An 18,809-nucleotide genomic window follows, 5' to 3' on the forward strand; every position below is an offset into this window, starting at 1 on the left:
CAATAAATAAGAACTTAGTACTAACCTTATAAAATTAAAAATGGCAGGAATTTTAGACTTATTAAACAGTGATTTAGGTAAAACAATTGTTTCTGGTGTAGCAGGATCTACTGGTCAAGATACTGATAAAACAAGCAGCGTATTAACAATGGCTTTGCCTGTTTTAATGAAAGCTATGCAACGTAATGCTTCTTCTTCTGAAGGTGCAGAAGGCTTAATGAGCGCATTAAATAAACATGATGGAGGAATTTTAGACAACCTTGGTGATTTATTTAATGGCGGTGTAAACTCAGATGTTTTACAAGACGGAAGTAAAATTTTAGGACATGTTTTAGGAAACAAACAACAAGGCGTTGAACAAGTAATTGGTCAAAAAGCAGGTATAGACACAAATGCTGTAGCAGATATCTTAAAAACAGCTGCTCCAATCTTATTGGGTCTTTTAGGAAAACAAAAACGTGAAACCAATGTAAATAATACTGGTGACTTAGGAAGTTTATTAGGTGGTTTGCTTGGTGGAAACTCTAACGAAAGAGAACAAAGCTTCTTAGAACAAATTTTAGATGCCGATGGTGACGGTAGTATTGTTGATGATGTAGCTGGTATGGTATTAGGAAACGCTAGCAGCAGTAAACAAAATTCTGGTGGTTTATTAGGCGGATTATTAGGTGGGGTTTTTGGAAAAAAATAAACTTTCTCTTTTAATGATGAATCAAAGGGCAAACATTTGTTTGCCCTTTTTCTTTTAATTACTTTTGCCACGATTATTAGTCTGTATGGAAAAACTAAAACAACGTTGGGGAGTAGACAATAACTGGTCTTTAGCTTCAATTTTTATTGTATTTGCTATGAATGGTTCATTTGCTGCTTGGGTAGCTAAACCTATAACGGGCTTACTTGGTTTGTCTCCTGAAACTATGTCTCCTTGGTTGTATTACCCTTTAAGAATTTTACTTATTTTCCCTATTTATCAAACTACTTTACCTTTATTAGGTTGGTTATTTGGTCAATTTAATTTTTTCTGGGACTTTGAAAAGAAGTTTTTAAGTCGTCTTGGGTTAGGATTTCTTTTTAAAAAACAAAACTAAAAACATTAATAATCAGGATTTTACCTTTTATTTTCTTTTTATAATTTCTTACTTTCGTACGTCGATAAGATTTGTAACACCTCCTCTATTAGTTCCCTTTTCTTTAATAGAAATACTAACAAAACCTAACTTCGTATGAAAACTCTAAAAAAAAGAATACTATTATCTATAGTAATTGGTTGCTTCATTGTATTATTTAACGCCTGTAAATCAGACAAAAAAGAAAACCAAAACACTACTATTATTCCAACGGAACAAAAAGCTAAAAAGAAAAATGTTATTACAATTATTACTGAAAGTATGGATTTTCAAATGGCTGATACCATTCCTTCAGGCTGGAATACTTTTAAATACTTAAATAAATCGCCACAAACTCATTTCTTTCTTGTAGATAAGTATCCTGAAGGGAAAAACTCAGAGGATGCTAAAAAATTTGTAGCTCCTGTATTTGATGAAGCAATGAAGCTTATTAATGAAGGAAATCCTAAAAAAGGATTTGAAGAATTTAAGAAACTACCTGAATGGTTTAGTGAAGTAACTTTTTTAGGTGGTAGTGGATTACTTTCTCCTGAAAAAACAGGCGAAACAATCCTGTATTTAAAACCAGGAAATTATATGCTAGAGTGTTATGTAAAAATGAGTAACGGCGTATTTCACTCTTCTATGGGAATGGTCAAAGACCTTGTTGTTTCAAATAAAGATTCAGGAAACTCTGAACCTGAAGCCGATGCCAATATAACTATTTCTAGTACTGAAGGGATTATTTTAAAAGACTCAGTTTTTGCAGGGAAACGTACATTTTCTGTTCTTTTTAAAGATCAAACTGTATATGAAAGTTTCGTTGGACACGATATTAATCTTGTTAAACTACAAAACAAAACAGATCTTAAAAATTTAGAAAAATGGATGAACTGGGCTGAACCTAAAGGATTAATAGAACCTGCACCTTCTGATGTAATTTTCTTAGGTGGTGTAAATGACATGCCTGCAGGAAACAAAGGGTATTTTACAGCAATACTAGATAAAGGTATTTATGGTTTAATTTCTGAAGTTCCTAAACCTTCTGATAAAAAGCTTTTTATAACTTTTGAAGTCTATTAACAAAGTAAACTTAGTTTACTTTGTTAATTATTTCATTTATATTGATTGGAATAGGCAAGTCTACTCCCTCTTTTAAAAAACGTTTATGCACCGCTTCTTTTAGGTTACATTTTGTTTTAAATTCCTGAAAAGGTTCATTCAACCATACGTATGCACGCATATGTATATGGTCTGGATGTATATCAATAACACGAACATCTACTTGATTTACATCTGCCATTACTTGCTCTGGTGTACGATAATCTATTACTGTTGGTAACTTTACCGCCTCATCTTGAATAATTTTTCGTGCTAAATCTATATCTGCTTTTATTCCTAATTTAAAATTATTAAAACTTAGAATATGAGAATCTTCTATAGTATGATTTAAGATAGAATCGGTACTAATTACAGAGTTTGGTATAATCAATCGTTTATTTTCAAAATTATTAATTACTGTATGACGTAACGTAATGTCTTCTACAATTCCTACACGGGTTTCATCTAATTTAATATAATCGCCTACTCGAAACGGACGAAAAATAACAATAAAAGCTCCTGCAATTAAATTAGAGAGCGCTGCTTGCGCAGCAAAACCTATAATCGCAGCAATAATACCTGCTCCAGAAAAAATTAATGTTGCCTTACTTCTAAAAGCCGGAACTGTCATAATAATGTATATAACAGTTAAAAGCCCTATTACAAAGGTTACCGAATTACGTAAAAACTGAATACTAGTTCTACCAAAACGATCTTCTTTTTTACTTTTAATTAGTTGCCAAATAATTGCTCTAACTAACCTGGATATAAGCCAAGAGGTTAGAAAAGCAACTATAATATAACCTAAAACACCAAAAAAAGTATCTAAATTGAAACGATATGATATTAATTCACTCATTAAAATAATGCTGTTTGACTTTCGTCATCTTTACTTTTTTTCTTCTTTTGAAGTGCTCTTTCTAAAGCTTTTTTTGCCTTATCTTCTTTCGACTCTTCGAATTCTTTTTTTATCTCAGAAACATCTAAACCTAAAGACTCTTCAACTATTTCTTCCTCTTCGTTTACCTCAATATCTTCTACTTTATCCTCCTCTGGTTCTTCATACGGAAGTGACTCTAACAAATTAACTGTTTTTATTTTTTCAACAGTTAACTGATTTCCTAAGGCTTTAATACCTTTAACCGCTATAAACTCTTCAAAGTTTACCTCGATATTCTCTAAACTTCGCTTTGAAAAAATTACCTCAGCTACTGGACGATAATCGGTTACTATAATTTGTAATTTCGATTTTTCGTGCTCTGAAATGAAAATTTCTTCTTTATCAGGAGCTTCAATTAAAAAACGTTTTACAAAATAACGTTCTTTATTTCCGTCAAAATAAATTACTGAAATAGGCTTATTAGGCTTCCATTTTTCTAAGACAATCATGTCATCTTCGAAATGCATTCCTAAATCTGGAGTCACTGCTTTTATTTTACCTGATTGCGTCGCAATTAAAATTTTATCTTCTGCTTTAAACTCTCCTAACAACTCTCCTCTTCCATCTACATTTAAACGTTGAACCGTATCATCAAACCAAACTTTACGCGGTTTTAAAGTAGATACACCTGCTTCTTTAAACTCTACTTTTTTAATCGCATATTTGGTTACCTGATTCCCTCTAACACTACGCCCTTTTATTGCTAAATCAGCAAAATCAATATCCCACTTTAGCTTTTTGATACTTCCAACAGCACGCAGCAAAATAGTTACTACTTCTGCTTCTCCATTAGGGTTTGCTGAGAAGTACAATACTTTCGATTTAGAATCGTCATTTGCTAAGTTGTACTCTTTATCACGTGTAACCGATGTTACATTGAAACGTTTCATAAAGGAAGCTCCTTTAGCTCCATCTCTATAAATCATGTTATAAACAGTGCGCTTGTCTTTCTTTTTGAAAATGGCAACGTGTATAATTCCTTTACCCACAAAGGTTTTAGAATCTACTTTTGTAACAATCATTGATCCGTCTTCTCTAAAAACAATAACATCATCAATATCAGCACAATCGGTAACGTATTCGTCTTTTTTCAAGGATGTTCCAATAAATCCTTCTTCTCTATTTACATATAGTTTAGAATTACGCATAACTACCTTGGTAGCTACGATATCGTCAAAAATTCGGATTTCTGTTTTTCGCTCTTTACCTTTTCCGTATTTCGTTTTTAATTCTTTAAAATAATCAATCGCAAAATCGATAAGGTTTGCTAAGTAATTCTTTACCTCTGCTATTTTTTCTTCTAAGCTTTCAATAAATTGTTTCGCCTTGTCAATATCAAACTTAGAAATCTTTTTAATTCGAATTTCTGTTAAACGCACGATATCTTCTTCTGTTACTTCGCGTCTTAAATGTTTGATATGCGGTTGTAACCCTTTATCAATCGCTTCAATTACACCTTCCCAAGTTTCAACTTCTTCAATATCACGGTAAATTCTATTTTCAATAAATATACGTTCTAACGAGGCAAAGTGCCATTGTTCTTCTAACTCGTGTAACTGAATTTCTAATTCACGCTTAAGTAATTCAACCGTAAAGTCTGTTGATTTTCTTAGAATTTCACTTACTCCTATAAAAATAGGTTTGTTGTCTTCAATAATACAACATAGAGGAGATATTGAGTTTTCACAATTGGTAAAAGCATATAACGCATCAATTGTTTTATCTGGCGATACATTAGGTGGTAAATGCACCAAAATTTCTACCTCAGCAGCTGTGTTATCTTCTATCTTTTTAATTTTAATTTTCCCTTTGTCATTTGCCTTTAAAATACTGTCAATTAATGATGAGGTAGTCGTTCCAAAAGGAATTTCATTAATAACTAGTGTTTTTTTATCAAGTGCTGATATTTTAGCACGTACTCTAATTTTACCACCTCTTTTTCCGTCTTTATAATCGGTTACATCTACGATACCTCCAGTTAAAAAATCAGGAACAATGGTAAAACTTCTTCCTTTTAAATATTTTATAGAAGCATCTATTAACTCGTTAAAGTTATGTGGAAGTATTTTGGTAGAAAGGCCTACAGCAATCCCTTCTGCTCCTTGTGCTAATAACAGTGGAAACTTTACAGGTAAGTTTACAGGTTCTTTTTTACGTCCGTCATACGATGCTTGCCACTCGGTAGTTTTAGCATTAAAAACAACATCTAACGCGAACTTAGACAAACGAGCTTCAATATAACGTGAGGCTGCAGCACGGTCACCTGTTAGGATATTACCCCAGTTACCTTGCATATCTATCAATAACTCCTTTTGCCCCATTTGTACCATGGCATCGGCAATAGAAGCATCTCCATGCGGATGATACTGCATGGTATGCCCAACAATGTTCGCTACTTTGTTATAGCGACCATCATCTAAATCTTTCATCGAATGCATAATACGACGTTGTACGGGTTTAAATCCGTCTTCAATCGATGGTACTGCACGTTCTAAAATTACATAGGAAGCATAATCTAAAAACCATTCTTTATACATACCCGTTACCTTAGTAATGGTTTCGGTTACTTCTGAATGATTTTCATTTGTTAATTCTTCTTCGTGTTCGTAATTGTTGTTTTCTTCACTCATGTATGAATGTTTAAACGTTTATTCGTTTAAGAGTCCTTTTGTTTCTTCTTAATTAGTAAAAAAATAGCTATAAAAACTAAGGCTGCAACTATCATATTGATATAAGGCGCCTTATTTCCCTCCCAACTTAAATTGTCAAAATCAACATTAAATACGTTGACAAAAAAAATTGAAAATGCTATTAATAAATATATTCTGGCTCTTCTATTTCTATCCATTATTATTTCTTGTACTTCGTTACAAGTTAATTTATTTATCTGATCTTTATTCTTTAATTTTTTTGATAGATAAACCTAATACTAAAGCCATAATCAGCATTAATAATATTCCTATATATGAATTTTGATTTGATGGACTACCAAAATAAATCATTAAGGCACACGCGAGAATCATTATCAATGATACTATTATAATTAATTTCTTTAATTCTTTCATATTAAACTTCTTCTACAATATCTAACTCAACCTTTAAGTTGTTAATGATAAACTTTTGTCTGTCTGGAGTATTTTTACCCATATAGAACTCTAACATTTGTTCTATCGACATTTCTTTGTCTAACATTACTGGGTCTAAACGAATATCATCTCCAATAAAATGGACAAATTCGTTAGGAGAAATCTCCCCTAACCCCTTAAATCGAGTTATTTCAGGTTTTCCTCTCAACTTATTTATTGCGGCTTGCTTTTCTTCTTCTGAATAACAATAAATGGTTTCCTTTTTATTTCGAACCCTAAAAAGTGGTGTATCTAAAATGTAGAGATGTCCTTCTTTAATAACTTCTGGGAAGAATTGCAAAAAGAAGGTAATTAATAACAAGCGTATGTGCATTCCATCTACATCGGCATCGGTAGCAATTACGATATTGTTGTAACGCAAATCTTCCAATCCGTCTTCTATATTTAAGGCTGCTTGTAACAGGTTAAACTCTTCATTTTCATATACGATTTTCTTTGACAATCCGTACGAGTTTAACGGTTTTCCTTTTAAACTAAATACTGCTTGTGTGTTTACGTTTCGAGACTTGGTTATCGATCCACTTGCCGAATCTCCCTCGGTAATAAATAGAGTTGTATCTAAATATCCGTCTTTTTTAGTATCTCCAAAGTGAATACGACAATCACGTAGCTTTTTGTTGTGTAAACTTGCTTTTTTTGCGCGCTCACGAGCTAATTTTCGAATTCCTGATAACTCTTTACGTTCTTTTTCAGCTTGCAATATCTTCTTTTGAAGTTTATCAGCTATCTCTGTATTTTTATGTAAAAAGTTGTCTAATTGCGTTTTTACAAAGTCGTTGATATAGGTACGAACGGTTGGTAAATCACCTCCCATTTCAGTAGAACCCAACTTGGTTTTGGTCTGACTTTCAAAAACAGGTTCCATTACCTTGATAGAAATCGCTGCAATGATGGATTTACGCACATCAGATGCATCAAAATTCTTTCCAAAAAACTCACGTACCGTTTTTACTACTGCTTCTCTAAAAGCATTTAAGTGTGTACCTCCTTGTGTGGTGTTTTGTCCATTTACAAATGAGTGATATTCTTCTGAATATTGCGTTTTACTGTGCGTCATCGCAATTTCAATATCATCACCACGCAAATGAATTATCGGATACAACATATCATCTTGATTGTTGTTATCTTCTAATAAATCTTTTAATCCGTTTTCTGAATAGAATTTTTCACCGTTAAAAACAATAGTTAATCCTGGATTAAGATATACGTAGTTTTTCAGTAGTTTTATAATATATTCTGGACGATACTTGTAGTTCTTAAAAATACTATCATCTGCAATAAAGGTTACTTTGGTACCTCTTCGACGTGATGTTTCTTCAAGAAATTCTTCATTCGTTAAATTTCCTTTTTCAAACTCTGCTGCTGCTGATTTACCATCACGGGTAGACTCAACTCTGAAGTAAGTAGATAAGGCGTTTACCGCTTTTGTACCTACTCCGTTTAATCCTACCGATTTTTTAAAGGCGCGTGAATCATACTTACCCCCAGTATTCATTTTCGATACAACATCTACTACTTTTCCTAACGGAATACCACGACCATAATCGCGCACAATTACTTTTTCGCCCTGTACCGAAACTTCAATCGTTTTTCCTGTACCCATAACAAACTCATCAATAGAGTTATCAAGCACTTCTTTTACCAAAATATAGATACCATCGTCGGGTGAAGAACCGTCTCCTAATTTTCCAATATACATCCCAGGACGCATACGGATATGTTCTTTCCAATCGAGCGAGCGAATATTATCTTCGGTATATTTTGTTTCTTGAGTCATAAAAATAAAAGCAATTGAAGTCTCTGCTAAAATAGTGTTTACAACGTAAAAACAAAAAACTCTGTTAATTTAATTATTAACAGAGTTTGTGTTATTTTCCCTTTAATTGTTTAGCTTCTATTTTACACAGAGTCCGACCATAACTTTCGGCTTTCTTCCTTACAATCGTTTTTATTTCTGTTTTACAAGTAGAAAGTCCTCTACATGTTTTCTTTAAATGATAACGTTCACTTGCTACACTTTTACAAATAAATACGTTTTTATCTTTCTTTTCTTGAAAAGCCATTAACATTAATGTCGCAAATATGAGTAGTATATATTTCATTATTCTGATTTTTTATTTTTCAATAAAAGTTTTATTCTTTTTTGCTTTTCTGTATTCCCAAGGAGCTATTACTTTTGATAATGACCAAACTCCTACTTTGTTGATTCTAGCTTTTTGTTCTAGCTCACTATATTCTTTACTTTTTGAATACTTTATAAAATGCATTGCTAGCCCATTTTTAACCAAGCTTTTATTTATATTTTGATTCTTATCATAATAAATCTCGGCAATTAAACGGTTCCAATGCCACTTACCCTTGTTAACTACTTTAACTGTTTTCCCAAATATACTGTTGGATACAAACTGTTTTGCTTTCGTACTATAAGCTTGTCCTTTTTCTGGACAATCAATATGCTCTAGCCTAATTTGAATTGGCTTGTTTTCATATAATATCTTTAATGTATCTCCGTCTACTACCCCAATTACTCTTGCACTAAATTCTTTCGGTACTTTTGCCCCTGTTAGAGTTATTAATAAAAATAATAGTATTGTTTTTAGGTACATAGTTTAATCTATAATTCAGAACCTAATTTAAGATTTTAATTAACTTTTTCTACTTCAGACTCCTCGTAATAATCTACAGTTCTTAAAAGTAAGGTATCTAGTTTATAGATATCATCAATACTCTCTATTCTTTCTCTTACTTCTTTTTTATTTACATCGAACAGTCCTATGTATTTAGTTTTTCCATTTAGATGAAGCCTACATAATGGTTTACGATTATTATCGTCTAATAAAATTCCAAAATATGACTGTGTATCTCTAAAAGCTATTCTATTTAAAGGTATTTTTCTTCTCAAAATAGCCTTAACAATTCTGTAAGCCTCCATTTCTTCTTCTGTGGTTACTATTTTACTTTCACTTTTTGGCTCAGATTCTTTTTGCTCTTCTACCATTTTCTCTTCTTCTTTATTCAACGCATTTTGTAATCTATCATTTACTCTTTCACTAATAAATTGATTAATAGATTTTGATACTAATTCTTTAAATTGTTCCAATACTTTTTCTGTCTGTCTTCCAGAATAAACTCTTGAAGTAAAAAATCGAATAAAATCATTTTCTGGCTCAATTAATTGTGAGCTAAAAATCTTTTTAATCTCTTTCGAATACTTTAAAGAGCTTGCGTTATTCACTATTTGATCGATATCAAATTTTGTTTTATGAAATTTCACTATTTCATTTATAGTGGGCTCCTTTAATTTCGTTATATCAAATTCTAAGAATGGTTTTTCATCCATCTTATTGGTAGCTTCTAAGTCAGTAAAAAACTTATATTCTATTCCATTTGTTAATAGTGCAAATCTTGATTTTGACGTATGAAAATATCTAAACAACTGAGAGTTATGTGTATTTAAATCTTCTTTCCAATGTTTACACTCTATTATTAAAATAGGAACACTATTCTCTATGATAGCATAATCAACTTTTTCTCCTTTTTTTAATCCAATATCAGCTGTAAACTCAGGTATTACTTCGGTAGGATTAAAAATATCATACCCCAATAAGTCTATAAAAGGCAATACAAAGGCTGTTTTAGTTGCTTCTTCCGTTTCTATCTGATCTCTTAATGTTGTAATTTTTTGTGAAAGTGCTTTTAGTTTGTTGGCTAGTTCCATTTTACAAGTTTTAGTTAAACACATCAAATCTAAACTCCCTAAAAAACAAAACCTTACGGATTTCCGTAAGGTTAAAAATTAGATCTAAATATTCTTTTAATCTTCCAGCAAAAGAACTTCACTCTGATGTACAAATCCCACTACCTTAGTTTTCTTTACTTTAATTTTAATCCATTTACCATGCGTAGATATTAGACTTAATTTTTCTCCAAATTCCAGTTGTTGAATTATATAATATGATATATCTGGACCACTCCTTACATTAAGATTTTTTTTATTTACAAGCAATGTTTTTAAGTTATTAGGCTTTTCTAATGATGTAATACTAGTGCTTCCATTAAAAACAGTTTTCTTAGTTTGTTGAGTTTTTCTATCACTCTTATATGAATTGGTATAACTTCTTGTTTGTTTCCCTCGAGCACAAACCCCGCATGACCCACCTCCACTACAATGCTTGCACCTACTGCAATTTTTACATGCCCTACAGTATGCAGACCCCGTACATCTCGCTTCTGTATCTACATAACACCCTAAAATACTTACGTTCTTTAAAGATTCTTTGGTTGTGGGATATTTAGCAAATCCTAATGTAAGAATAACTACTGATATCATTCCTACTCCGAATAATTGGTGTTTTATTTTCATTCATATTTTTGTTTATGTTTCTATAGTCTCAAATCTAATTATTGTAAAACATTAAACCCTACGGAAATCCGTAGGGTTTAATCAATATAATAGTCGTTTTGCTATTTCCTCTTCTTCTAGTACTTCTCCATTCTTTAGCAACATCTGTTTATTCTCACTAATCGGGTTTAAATACAGTTCATAACCATAAGTACAATTGTTAAACCGATATTTTAATGCTTTTATTCCTGCTAACAGTCCTTTTCTTTTTGTTTCTTCATATACATAATGTGAACAGGATTTTCTAAATATACAGCGTGCTGGCTTATCCTTTGGTTTAAACTTCCAATACGCCTTTATAGAAAGAAGTAACAAATGTTTCATTATTCTTTACTAAAAACAATCATTTGTCTGTATGCTGTATATCCTGGTTGAGAACCTATTCCAAAACAACCTGAATCAGGGAGAACATGAGTTTCCACACTCTCAAGTCGAACATATCGCCAACCTTGATCGTTGTAATTACTAATAATAGCTTCTAATTGTTGTGCTACTTTTGCTGAGTTTCCTTTATTTCTATCAATAGACGGTGTAAAGGGTATTACTTTATATTGCATAACTCTCTCTTTAAAATTTGATTCTTAGTTTTTACAACCATTTTTATCACAAGTAATTCTATCACTAGTACTTACCCAATGTTCTGGGTGCTCTGTTGTATCAAAACCGCATCCTGTCGTTCCTCCCTTACTTCCTTTATGAACCTCATTTGTTGGTGTGTGTTTTACAGCCATATCTATATTTTTTTGTTAATATCATTACAAACCTACCTTTATAAAAACACAAAACCCTACGGGTTTCCGTAGGGTTTTGTGTTTTTTACTTTTAAATAAGTCCAAAGTCTTTGGTAATAGCTATAAGTTGAGTGAGGTTATTTGCATTGAAACTTTCTTTTAGTAGCTTTAAGCGTTTTTCTACTGAACTTATACTACTTGGCTTAATTTTATTGTTTTTTAATTCTTCACTTATCTCTTTCTGATCTAAACCTTCAGCTAAATGTTGTAATAAAAACACATCGTAATCCGTAACTTCAAAGGCTTCTTTATCTCGTAAGGCATGTGCCAGTTGTGGTGTAATAAAAAACTCATTGTTATAAGCTAACTGTACTGCTTTCTTCAACTCCTTTTGTCCGTGATTGGATTTCCATACATAAGCATCCACTTCTAACTCATTACATAATTGTTTAATTCGGTAAGGTTTGTCTTCTACTGAAAATACTACCGTTTTTAAAGTTGGTTGTAATTTTTTGGCTTCAGCAATTAATTCTTCTCCTGATTGTAATCGCTGAGGGTTTATATTGTCTTTAAATGATAAATCGCTTACTAACAAATCGAACGGTTCATTATCTAAACACGCTTTCTTTAGTTTTAAAAAAGCTTCATCACAATATTGAGCATACTCTACAATTGGAATTTGTATATCTTTTAACGCTACTTTTATTCCGCTTGACATAAAATCGGCATCTTCGGCTATCAATACTTTTTTGAACATAACTACTTTTTAAATTGAAACTTTGCTTTAAATCCTTTTTCTTGCTTCGATTCAAAAGTAATAAACCCTCCTACTGATTTAATACGGATTTCCATATTTTGCAAACCATTTTTTACAGAGAGATTTTCAACTCCCTTTCCGTTGTCTTGATACGCTACTGATAGTTTGTTTTTTTCTACTGAAAAAGTTACGAGCACCAACGTTGCTTCACTGTATTTTTTCATGTTTACTAAAAGCTCTTGCAATACCCTATACACTACTATTTGTTTTTCTTTGGCTAACTGGTTTATATTTACCTCTAGCAATCCTTTATGAATTACTTTACAGTGATCGCTTGTAAAATCTATAAATAATTGTTTTAAGAAATCCTCAAAGTGTTCTCCTGTTAGTATAGGGCTGTTTTCGTGAGAAATATTTCTGGTTTGAGCATATATTTCCTCTATTCTTGTAAGCAACCTAGCATCTGTTGTTGATGTATTGTACAATGTATTCATTACCGCGTATACATCGTTTGCTAATTCATCATGTATTTTTTTAGCTAAACGGGTTTCTGTATTGTATACTTCTATGGCTTTTTCTTTTTTATTCTTTTCTCTTTTGTAGAAGAAATATACTATTGAAGATAGAATTGTAAAAATTACTACAAACCATAATAATTGCTTTTGAGATTTTTGTTGTTCTAAACTAAGATTTGACTCTGCTAACTTTGCTCTAGCTTCAAGTTTTTGTTTTTTTTCTTCTTCATAGCTATACATATAAGTTGCAAACTTATTTCTTAATTTTCTTTTTGATACAGTAATACTGTCTTGTAGTTTTATTCTTTCTAAAGCTAGTTTCTGGAGTTTTGTTGGTTTTGATGACAATAAAATCTTATCTATACCTAAAATGATATACTTTGGCATTTCATATTTTGAAGCTAAATCATACATTAGGTATGCATATTTTTGAGCTGTGTCGGGTATATTCATTTTTTCATAATAAACATATAAATAAAAATAGTTACTCGCCAATGCTCTAAAATCTTTAGTTTGTTTTTTAAGTTTTTGCGTTTTTAAAAAATCATCCTCGTTTACTTCATCTCCATTTAATAATCTAGCATAATTATAATTATCAAGTGCTTTTGCTTTTAAGTTAAGTCCAATACTATTATCTGTATAAGGTTCTAACGACAACAATAAATTTTCATATATTTTTATAGCTGATTTATACTCTTTTAAAGAAATATAATTGTTTGCTATATTACTTTCGTAACGATATTTTTTTATTGAGTCTTTTGCAAATTCCATTGCCTTAGTATACCAATAAATAGCGTTCTTATAATTTTCTTTTGAATTTGCGTTAATTCCTAATGTGTTGTATAAAGAAGTGGTTAAAGAGTATTTACCTTTATTGTTGCCTAAATACTTAAGAGCTTTTATAGCCGTAGAATCACTTTTAAAAAATAATTCTATTTCAGATTCTATTTTTGCTAAACTGAATAATTTTTCTGCTATTTTTATGCTATCTCCCAATGCTTCATACTCTTTTTTTGAAGCATCAAAATATTTATAAGCACTATCTATATTATTATCCTTTTTATAATAATACCCTAATTGATAGTATTTTTTTGCTAATTTTTCTTTTTCTAGATTTAATATCTCTTGTCTGATATTTAATATTTTCTCTTTTAATTCTTTTTCTTGACTATTACCTAAAATACTACTAAATAATAAATAAAATAGGAGAACTACTTTTCTTGTTTTCATTCTCCTAAATTATTAAATTAACTTATAATAAAATAATTAATCTTCTGGTTCTGGATCTGGATCATGATCGTTTCCTCCGCTATTTCCCCCTCCTGTATCATCTGTCGTTGTTTCTGTAGAATTTGTTTGTGGGACTACAGTAGATGAATCTGTGTTTAATGTATATAATCCATTGCTTACTAAAAATGTTATGATAAATAAAACCTTGTTCATTTTGTTTCTTTTAAAAATTGATAAAATTTATCCTGTCCAAGCACTTTGCTTAGCTACAGTTACACCATATTGGGTGTAGAATTTTTAAAAGAGTCGCGCGCCTCTTTCGCGGGAAGTGAAGATTGGTATCAGTATTGTTTAGTAGCTTCCCTTCTAAGAAACTTTACCGATATTTTATCTTTTAATTAGAACCAATCAATTTGTTTTCTTTTTATTTTTCGATTAATTCTGATGCAAATATTAAAAGGTTTTTCAGGTTATTATCAGACAAAACCTGGTCAGTTTTTAACCAAACAGCATTGTCTATTTTATGGATATCCGTAACCAAAAAGTGACCACTTTGGATACATTTGTCCAAACACCAAACTATCATGATTAAACAACTGTTTATCGATTTTTTCAATACCATTGAAGAAAGAGAGTTTAAAACCAATAAAAATGCTAAAGCTCTCTTTTGGGTAAACGAACTCCAAAAAGCAGATTATAACGATGAGAATTATATAGGTGAAAGAAAAGCGAAACGCTACTATGAAAAATATATAGAAGAAAAAAAAGATGTTAGTGTTAAAGCTCCTAATAGTTATCAACGGAATTTCATAGCTGAATATTTAGGATTTGAAGATTTTGAAGATTTCAAGAAAAAATCATTTACAGAAAATTCAGAAACAAAAGATTATATCAAAACAATTATTAAAGAAAAACCAACAACAGAAGAAGAGTTAAAAACCAACATTAAAAAGACTTCTGAAAAAATCCTGCCTTTTATTTTAAAATTTAAAAAACATTTTTTAGTCTCCTCTGTTTTCTTTCTTATATTACTTTTTACTTATAAGTATACTTTATTTGAGAACAATAATTGTATTATTTGGAAAGAAAATCACTATGAAACTACAGCATGTATAACTAAAGGAGCTATTAAAAACGAGCTATATAATATAGATATTAAGCGTTTTAAAAAAGTAGTTCTTATAAGGGATATGGCATTTTTTACTGAAGGAAAACCAAATTATTGGTATGGAAGAAATAAAGATAAAAAGCGAGAGTTTTTTACAGCCAGAGGGGTGCATCCTGAAACACTAAAAGAATTAGCCCCAATAACTAGAGATATTTTACATAGTGAAGGTTTATTAGACGAATAAAAAACGCCGTTAATAAATATTAACGGCGTTTTTGTTTTTTAGATTCCTGCTCATAGCAAGAATGATTTTATAAACAACTAGTTTATCTTCTACTGTAATTTGGTGCCTCCTTTGTAATAGCTACATCGTGTGGATGACTTTCGTTAATTCCACTTGCAGTAATACGAATGAATTTTCCTGTTTCTTTCAAGGTTTCAACATCTTTTGCTCCACAATACCCCATTCCTGCACGTAAACCTCCAACAAACTGATGAATACTTTCTTGTAACTCTCCTTTGTAAGGCACACGTCCTACAATTCCTTCAGGAACTAACTTCTTGATATCATCTTCTACATCTTGGAAATAACGGTCTTTCGATCCTTGTTTCATCGCTTCAACAGATCCCATTCCACGGTAAGACTTGAATTTTCTTCCGTCATAAATAATCGTTTCTCCTGGAGACTCTTTAGTTCCCGCTAATAACGATCCTAACATCACACAATCTGCTCCAGCTGCAATCGCTTTTGGTATATCTCCTGTATAACGAATACCACCATCTGCAATTACTGGAACTCCACTTCCTTTAATAGCTGCGGCAACTTCTAACACTGCAGAAAATTGAGGAAATCCAACACCTGCTACTACACGAGTAGTACAAATTGATCCTGGTCCGATTCCTACTTTTACAGCATCTGCTCCAGCTTCAACTAAATATTTAGCTGCGTCTGGTGTTGCAATATTACCAACTACTACATCTAACGTTGGGAATTTCTCTTTTACTTTCTTTAATACTGAAACTACACCTTGAGTATGTCCATGTGCTGTATCAATAATTACAGCATCTACTCCTGCATTTACCAATGCTTCAGCTCTATCAACAGCATCATGAGTTACTCCTAATGCAGCAGCTACTCGTAAACGTCCGTAAGAATCTTTATTGGCAATTGGTTTTTGTGTTAACTTGGTAATATCTCTAAAAGTGATTAACCCTACTAATTTATCATCATCATTAACAACTGGTAATTTTTCAATTTTATTTTCTTGTAAAATTACCTCTGCGTCTTTTAACGACGTTCCTTCAGCAACAGTTACTAAATTTTCAGATGTCATTACCTCTACAATAGGACGCTCGTTATTTTTTTCGAAACGTAAGTCACGATTTGTAACAATTCCTACTAATTTTCCTGCTTCGTCAACAATTGGAATTCCTCCAATTTTATGTTCTCGCATTGCTTGCTTTGCATCTAACACAATTGAAGTTAATGATAAGGTTATAGGATCGATGATCATACCGCTTTCTGCACGTTTAACCTTACGAACTTCAAGAGCTTGCTGCTCAATCGTCATGTTCTTATGCAACACTCCTATTCCTCCTTCTCTTGCTATAGCAATTGCCATAGCAGATTCGGTTACAGTATCCATTGCTGCAGACACTATAGGAACATTGATTGTTATGTTTCTTGTAAATTTTGTTTGGATTGAAACTTCTCTTGGAAGTACTTCTGAGTAGGCAGGAACTAATAAAACGTCATCATACGTTAATCCTTCACCTAGTATTTTAGATTGATGAGCTTGCATATGCAATCAATTTAGTGTGTTGTTAATTAATTGCATGCAAATATACTACAAATTATGTAAATATAACCTTTAAGTTTAGGTTAAGTCGTTAAATTTAATTTCAAAATAGTTTCCGCCATTTAATAACCAACATTCATTCTTCTATTCTTTACGCTTAAGGATATTTTTTCTTAATGATTATAATTGATTTGTAATTTCGGTAATGAAATTTCTTAACTTGTAGCTACCTAAAAAATTAATTAACATATAAAAAGAATAAGAAACCTTAAAACAAAATAATTATGAGTACAGCAACACAAGACACAGTTAAATCAACTTTAGTTGGTGCATATTTAACTAAAGGAACTATTGGAAACGTTGGTATGCCAGGAGCACCTATTGCACATTTTTCATTAGTAGTTTCTCCCGTATCAAATTCTGTTTCTGGAATGGTAGAAATAACTCAAGCAATCAATGCAAAACCTATAAGCGTACACGTTACAGGTAGTATTCGTGCAACAGGTTATGGTAAAGTAACAAAAATTGTAAACTTAACCGGTGAATACGTAATTTCAGTTCCACCTCCTGCAATAGGAAGTTATTTAGAAAAATTTTCTGCCTATATGGATATTGATAATGATTGGAATGGTACAGGTGGATTTACTTATGGGAATAATGAAGTTAATGATGTACCTGTAAAATCAAACAATTAGTATCTTCTAACCAAACTTAGTATACTAACCACTAACTTTGCAAAGTCGTTCTTTATAAGGGCGACTTTGTTTCTTTTTTTAGTTTTTCATTGTCTTTTTTATCTAAAAATTTGCACGTTGATAATCAACTTTTTTACGTTCAGGGAAAATCCTATTATACAAACACATAACCTTTTTACTTTTAACTACTCTCTGCTATGAGTAAAGCTTTTTACTGTAAACAAGCTATTACAAATTGAAAAAGTAATTAATAAAAAACATATATGAACACTATAAACTGGAATGATTTAGCACAACAAGCTACGCTACAAACTGATAAAGAGTTTAATCAGCAATTGGCTATTCTTACTAATTTAAACCCAACTAAAATCAACGATATAACTAAGGAATGTAAAATTACCAATACAAATATTGTTAAAACACTTAAACTAGTTGATGACGCTACTATGAGTACCAATGAAAAAGCCAAAGCAATTTCTAATATCGAAAATGGCTTTGGCTTTTTAATAAGTTTAGCTTCTAAAGTTATATAGCTATCTAAAAATTGTATTATCTTTTATAAATGCATTTTTATATCGTTCACTAAAAAGAATTTTTTCGCCACTATCTAAAACAATAAGATTGTCTTCAAAATAAATCTCTTTAATTCTCTTAACATTTACTAAGTAATTTCTATGTACTTGCTTAAAATCTGGATTAGAAAGCATGTCTTTCAACTTAGTTAATGATAATTTAATAAGATAGTTTCCTGAATCACAAATTAAACTACAGTACTTTTCCTTTACCTCTACATAATTAATGGAGGAAACATCTACTTTTACCACACTTCTTTTTTTCTTGATAAACAAAAAAGCAGGACTTAACACCGCGTTATCTGATGCTAAGCTTATGCTATTACTTTGCTGATAGCATGATTCGATAGCTAACTCTAAAGAAAATAGTAACTCTAACTTGTTGTATGGTTTTAAAAGATACACTAACGGATTGGTTAGTTTTGCTTCATCAAAAATTTCTCTTCCTTGCATACTGGTTAAGAATAAAAAAGGTACATTGATTCCTTCTTTATTCAAACGGTGTGCTAATGAAATTCCATCTGGTTTTCCGTTAATCATAATATCTAATATGATAACATCAAAAAAACGGTTTCTAATTAGCTTTTCTGCTTCTACAGCATTTTTTGCTAATGATATTTCATAGTCATTATCTTCTAAAAAAGAAGAAAGCTCTAAGGCTTCTTCTTCTGAATCTTCTAACAATAATAATTGTAGTTTTTTCATAA

21 protein-coding genes are annotated in these 18,809 nt (G+C 31.3%); 6 read left to right on the plus strand and 15 right to left on the minus strand.

The window, feature by feature from the left end:
• Positions 1 to 40: 40 nt before the first annotated feature.
• The 3 genes from N534_RS0110750 (at position 41) to N534_RS0110760 (ending at position 2,189) form a co-directional block, all read left to right on the plus strand.
• Positions 41 to 691 carry a DUF937 domain-containing protein gene (locus N534_RS0110750; protein ID WP_028892495.1) on the plus strand — a complete coding sequence of 217 codons (651 nt, stop codon included), beginning with the start codon at positions 41 to 43 and terminating at the stop codon, positions 689 to 691.
• Positions 692 to 776: 85 nt separating this feature from the next.
• On the plus strand, positions 777 to 1,088 hold the full coding sequence (locus N534_RS0110755) for a DUF6787 family protein (RefSeq protein WP_028892496.1): 312 nt from the start codon (positions 777 to 779) through the stop codon (positions 1,086 to 1,088).
• A gap of 135 nt (positions 1,089 to 1,223) precedes the next feature.
• The gene (locus tag N534_RS0110760; protein WP_051435903.1) at positions 1,224 to 2,189 is read left to right on the plus strand and encodes a hypothetical protein; all 966 of its coding nucleotides are present in this window, start codon (positions 1,224 to 1,226) and stop codon (positions 2,187 to 2,189) included.
• Between the two features lie 10 nt (positions 2,190 to 2,199).
• Here the strand turns inward: N534_RS0110760 and N534_RS14725 are convergent, their stop codons facing one another.
• From N534_RS14725 to N534_RS15335, 13 genes are all read right to left on the minus strand, one after another.
• Positions 2,200 to 3,066, minus strand: a complete 867-nt coding sequence (locus N534_RS14725; protein WP_051435904.1) for a mechanosensitive ion channel family protein — start codon at positions 3,064 to 3,066, stop codon at positions 2,200 to 2,202.
• Positions 3,066 to 5,777 (minus strand): DNA gyrase/topoisomerase IV subunit A, encoded by a 2,712-nt coding sequence (locus N534_RS0110770; protein ID WP_028892498.1) that lies wholly within the window; start codon positions 5,775 to 5,777, stop codon positions 3,066 to 3,068. Before N534_RS0110770 ends, N534_RS14725 begins: the two co-directional genes overlap by 1 nt.
• Before the next feature lie 436 nt (positions 5,778 to 6,213).
• Positions 6,214 to 8,070 (minus strand): DNA topoisomerase IV subunit B, encoded by a 1,857-nt coding sequence (locus tag N534_RS0110785; RefSeq protein ID WP_028892500.1) that lies wholly within the window; start codon positions 8,068 to 8,070, stop codon positions 6,214 to 6,216.
• Between the two features lie 91 nt (positions 8,071 to 8,161).
• The gene (locus N534_RS0110790) at positions 8,162 to 8,395 is read right to left on the minus strand and encodes a hypothetical protein (protein ID WP_038005973.1); all 234 of its coding nucleotides are present in this window, start codon (positions 8,393 to 8,395) and stop codon (positions 8,162 to 8,164) included.
• Between the two features lie 12 nt (positions 8,396 to 8,407).
• A complete protein-coding gene (locus N534_RS0110795; RefSeq protein WP_038005974.1) occupies positions 8,408 to 8,899 on the minus strand; it encodes a thermonuclease family protein in 492 nt (163 codons plus the stop codon).
• A gap of 35 nt (positions 8,900 to 8,934) precedes the next feature.
• Positions 8,935 to 10,011: a type I restriction endonuclease gene (locus tag N534_RS0110800; RefSeq protein ID WP_028892503.1), complete on the minus strand. Its 1,077-nt coding sequence runs from the start codon at positions 10,009 to 10,011 to the stop codon at positions 8,935 to 8,937.
• Between the two features lie 96 nt (positions 10,012 to 10,107).
• On the minus strand, positions 10,108 to 10,656 hold the full coding sequence (locus tag N534_RS14730) for an SH3 domain-containing protein (RefSeq protein ID WP_038005976.1): 549 nt from the start codon (positions 10,654 to 10,656) through the stop codon (positions 10,108 to 10,110).
• Between the two features lie 81 nt (positions 10,657 to 10,737).
• On the minus strand, positions 10,738 to 11,019 hold the full coding sequence (gene yidD, locus N534_RS0110810; protein ID WP_028892504.1) for a membrane protein insertion efficiency factor YidD: 282 nt from the start codon (positions 11,017 to 11,019) through the stop codon (positions 10,738 to 10,740).
• Entirely contained in the window at positions 11,019 to 11,252 is a 234-nt protein-coding gene (locus N534_RS0110815; RefSeq protein WP_028892505.1) for a hypothetical protein, read from the minus strand. Before N534_RS0110815 ends, yidD begins: the two co-directional genes overlap by 1 nt.
• Positions 11,253 to 11,276: 24 nt before the next feature.
• A complete protein-coding gene (locus N534_RS15460; RefSeq protein ID WP_170141641.1) occupies positions 11,277 to 11,426 on the minus strand; it encodes a hypothetical protein in 150 nt (49 codons plus the stop codon).
• A 91-nt stretch (positions 11,427 to 11,517) separates the two neighbouring features.
• The gene (locus tag N534_RS0110825; protein WP_028892506.1) at positions 11,518 to 12,183 is read right to left on the minus strand and encodes a response regulator transcription factor; all 666 of its coding nucleotides are present in this window, start codon (positions 12,181 to 12,183) and stop codon (positions 11,518 to 11,520) included.
• 2 nt (positions 12,184 to 12,185) lie between these two features.
• On the minus strand, positions 12,186 to 13,928 hold the full coding sequence (locus N534_RS0110830; protein ID WP_028892507.1) for an ATP-binding protein: 1,743 nt from the start codon (positions 13,926 to 13,928) through the stop codon (positions 12,186 to 12,188).
• Positions 13,929 to 13,964: 36 nt separating this feature from the next.
• Complete coding sequence (locus N534_RS15335; protein WP_156025602.1) at positions 13,965 to 14,141, minus strand: hypothetical protein; 177 nt, start codon at positions 14,139 to 14,141, stop codon at positions 13,965 to 13,967.
• Between the two features lie 371 nt (positions 14,142 to 14,512).
• Here N534_RS15335 and N534_RS0110845 point away from each other — a divergent pair, with 371 nt between their 5' ends.
• Positions 14,513 to 15,280, plus strand: coding sequence for a hypothetical protein (locus N534_RS0110845; protein ID WP_028892508.1), 768 nt, complete (start codon positions 14,513 to 14,515; stop codon positions 15,278 to 15,280).
• Between the two features lie 82 nt (positions 15,281 to 15,362).
• Here N534_RS0110845 and guaB read toward each other — a convergent pair whose 3' ends face one another.
• Complete coding sequence (gene guaB / locus N534_RS0110850; RefSeq protein WP_028892509.1) at positions 15,363 to 16,838, minus strand: IMP dehydrogenase; 1,476 nt, start codon at positions 16,836 to 16,838, stop codon at positions 15,363 to 15,365.
• A 281-nt stretch (positions 16,839 to 17,119) separates the two neighbouring features.
• On the opposite strand from guaB, the gene N534_RS0110855 reads away from it, so the two are divergent.
• Positions 17,120 to 17,530 carry a DUF1842 domain-containing protein gene (locus N534_RS0110855; protein ID WP_028892510.1) on the plus strand — a complete coding sequence of 137 codons (411 nt, stop codon included), beginning with the start codon at positions 17,120 to 17,122 and terminating at the stop codon, positions 17,528 to 17,530.
• A gap of 263 nt (positions 17,531 to 17,793) precedes the next feature.
• Entirely contained in the window at positions 17,794 to 18,063 is a 270-nt protein-coding gene (locus N534_RS0110860; RefSeq protein ID WP_028892511.1) for a hypothetical protein, read from the plus strand.
• Here the strand turns inward: N534_RS0110860 and N534_RS0110865 are convergent, their stop codons facing one another.
• Positions 18,064 to 18,807, minus strand: coding sequence for a LytTR family DNA-binding domain-containing protein (locus N534_RS0110865; protein WP_028892512.1), 744 nt, complete (start codon positions 18,805 to 18,807; stop codon positions 18,064 to 18,066).
• Between the last annotated feature and the right edge of the window lie 2 nt (positions 18,808 to 18,809).

It is taken from the genome of Tenacibaculum sp. 47A_GOM-205m (genome assembly GCF_000518405.1).
GTDB lineage: Bacteria > Bacteroidota > Bacteroidia > Flavobacteriales > Flavobacteriaceae > Polaribacter > Polaribacter lutimaris.

What these genes read in the sequence shown, in the direction of transcription:
- N534_RS0110750 (WP_028892495.1), top strand. Translation starts at nt 41, where the DNA reads ATGGCAGGAATTTTAGACTTATTAAACAGTGATTTAGGTAAAACAATT.
- N534_RS0110755 (WP_028892496.1), top strand. Translation starts at nt 777, where the DNA reads ATGGAAAAACTAAAACAACGTTGGGGAGTAGACAATAACTGGTCTTTA.
- N534_RS0110760 (WP_051435903.1), top strand. Translation starts at nt 1,224, where the DNA reads ATGAAAACTCTAAAAAAAAGAATACTATTATCTATAGTAATTGGTTGC.
- N534_RS14725 (WP_051435904.1), bottom strand. Translation starts at nt 3,066, where the DNA reads ATGAGTGAATTAATATCATATCGTTTCAATTTAGATACTTTTTTTGGT.
- N534_RS0110770 (WP_028892498.1), bottom strand. Translation starts at nt 5,777, where the DNA reads ATGAGTGAAGAAAACAACAATTACGAACACGAAGAAGAATTAACAAAT.
- N534_RS0110785 (WP_028892500.1), bottom strand. Translation starts at nt 8,070, where the DNA reads ATGACTCAAGAAACAAAATATACCGAAGATAATATTCGCTCGCTCGAT.
- N534_RS0110790 (WP_038005973.1), bottom strand. Translation starts at nt 8,395, where the DNA reads ATGAAATATATACTACTCATATTTGCGACATTAATGTTAATGGCTTTT.
- N534_RS0110795 (WP_038005974.1), bottom strand. Translation starts at nt 8,899, where the DNA reads ATGTACCTAAAAACAATACTATTATTTTTATTAATAACTCTAACAGGG.
- N534_RS0110800 (WP_028892503.1), bottom strand. Translation starts at nt 10,011, where the DNA reads ATGGAACTAGCCAACAAACTAAAAGCACTTTCACAAAAAATTACAACA.
- N534_RS14730 (WP_038005976.1), bottom strand. Translation starts at nt 10,656, where the DNA reads ATGAAAATAAAACACCAATTATTCGGAGTAGGAATGATATCAGTAGTT.
- yidD (WP_028892504.1), bottom strand. Translation starts at nt 11,019, where the DNA reads ATGAAACATTTGTTACTTCTTTCTATAAAGGCGTATTGGAAGTTTAAA.
- N534_RS0110815 (WP_028892505.1), bottom strand. Translation starts at nt 11,252, where the DNA reads ATGCAATATAAAGTAATACCCTTTACACCGTCTATTGATAGAAATAAA.
- N534_RS15460 (WP_170141641.1), bottom strand. Translation starts at nt 11,426, where the DNA reads ATGGCTGTAAAACACACACCAACAAATGAGGTTCATAAAGGAAGTAAG.
- N534_RS0110825 (WP_028892506.1), bottom strand. Translation starts at nt 12,183, where the DNA reads ATGTTCAAAAAAGTATTGATAGCCGAAGATGCCGATTTTATGTCAAGC.
- N534_RS0110830 (WP_028892507.1), bottom strand. Translation starts at nt 13,928, where the DNA reads ATGAAAACAAGAAAAGTAGTTCTCCTATTTTATTTATTATTTAGTAGT.
- N534_RS15335 (WP_156025602.1), bottom strand. Translation starts at nt 14,141, where the DNA reads ATGAACAAGGTTTTATTTATCATAACATTTTTAGTAAGCAATGGATTA.
- N534_RS0110845 (WP_028892508.1), top strand. Translation starts at nt 14,513, where the DNA reads ATGATTAAACAACTGTTTATCGATTTTTTCAATACCATTGAAGAAAGA.
- guaB (WP_028892509.1), bottom strand. Translation starts at nt 16,838, where the DNA reads ATGCAAGCTCATCAATCTAAAATACTAGGTGAAGGATTAACGTATGAT.
- N534_RS0110855 (WP_028892510.1), top strand. Translation starts at nt 17,120, where the DNA reads ATGAGTACAGCAACACAAGACACAGTTAAATCAACTTTAGTTGGTGCA.
- N534_RS0110860 (WP_028892511.1), top strand. Translation starts at nt 17,794, where the DNA reads ATGAACACTATAAACTGGAATGATTTAGCACAACAAGCTACGCTACAA.
- N534_RS0110865 (WP_028892512.1), bottom strand. Translation starts at nt 18,807, where the DNA reads ATGAAAAAACTACAATTATTATTGTTAGAAGATTCAGAAGAAGAAGCC.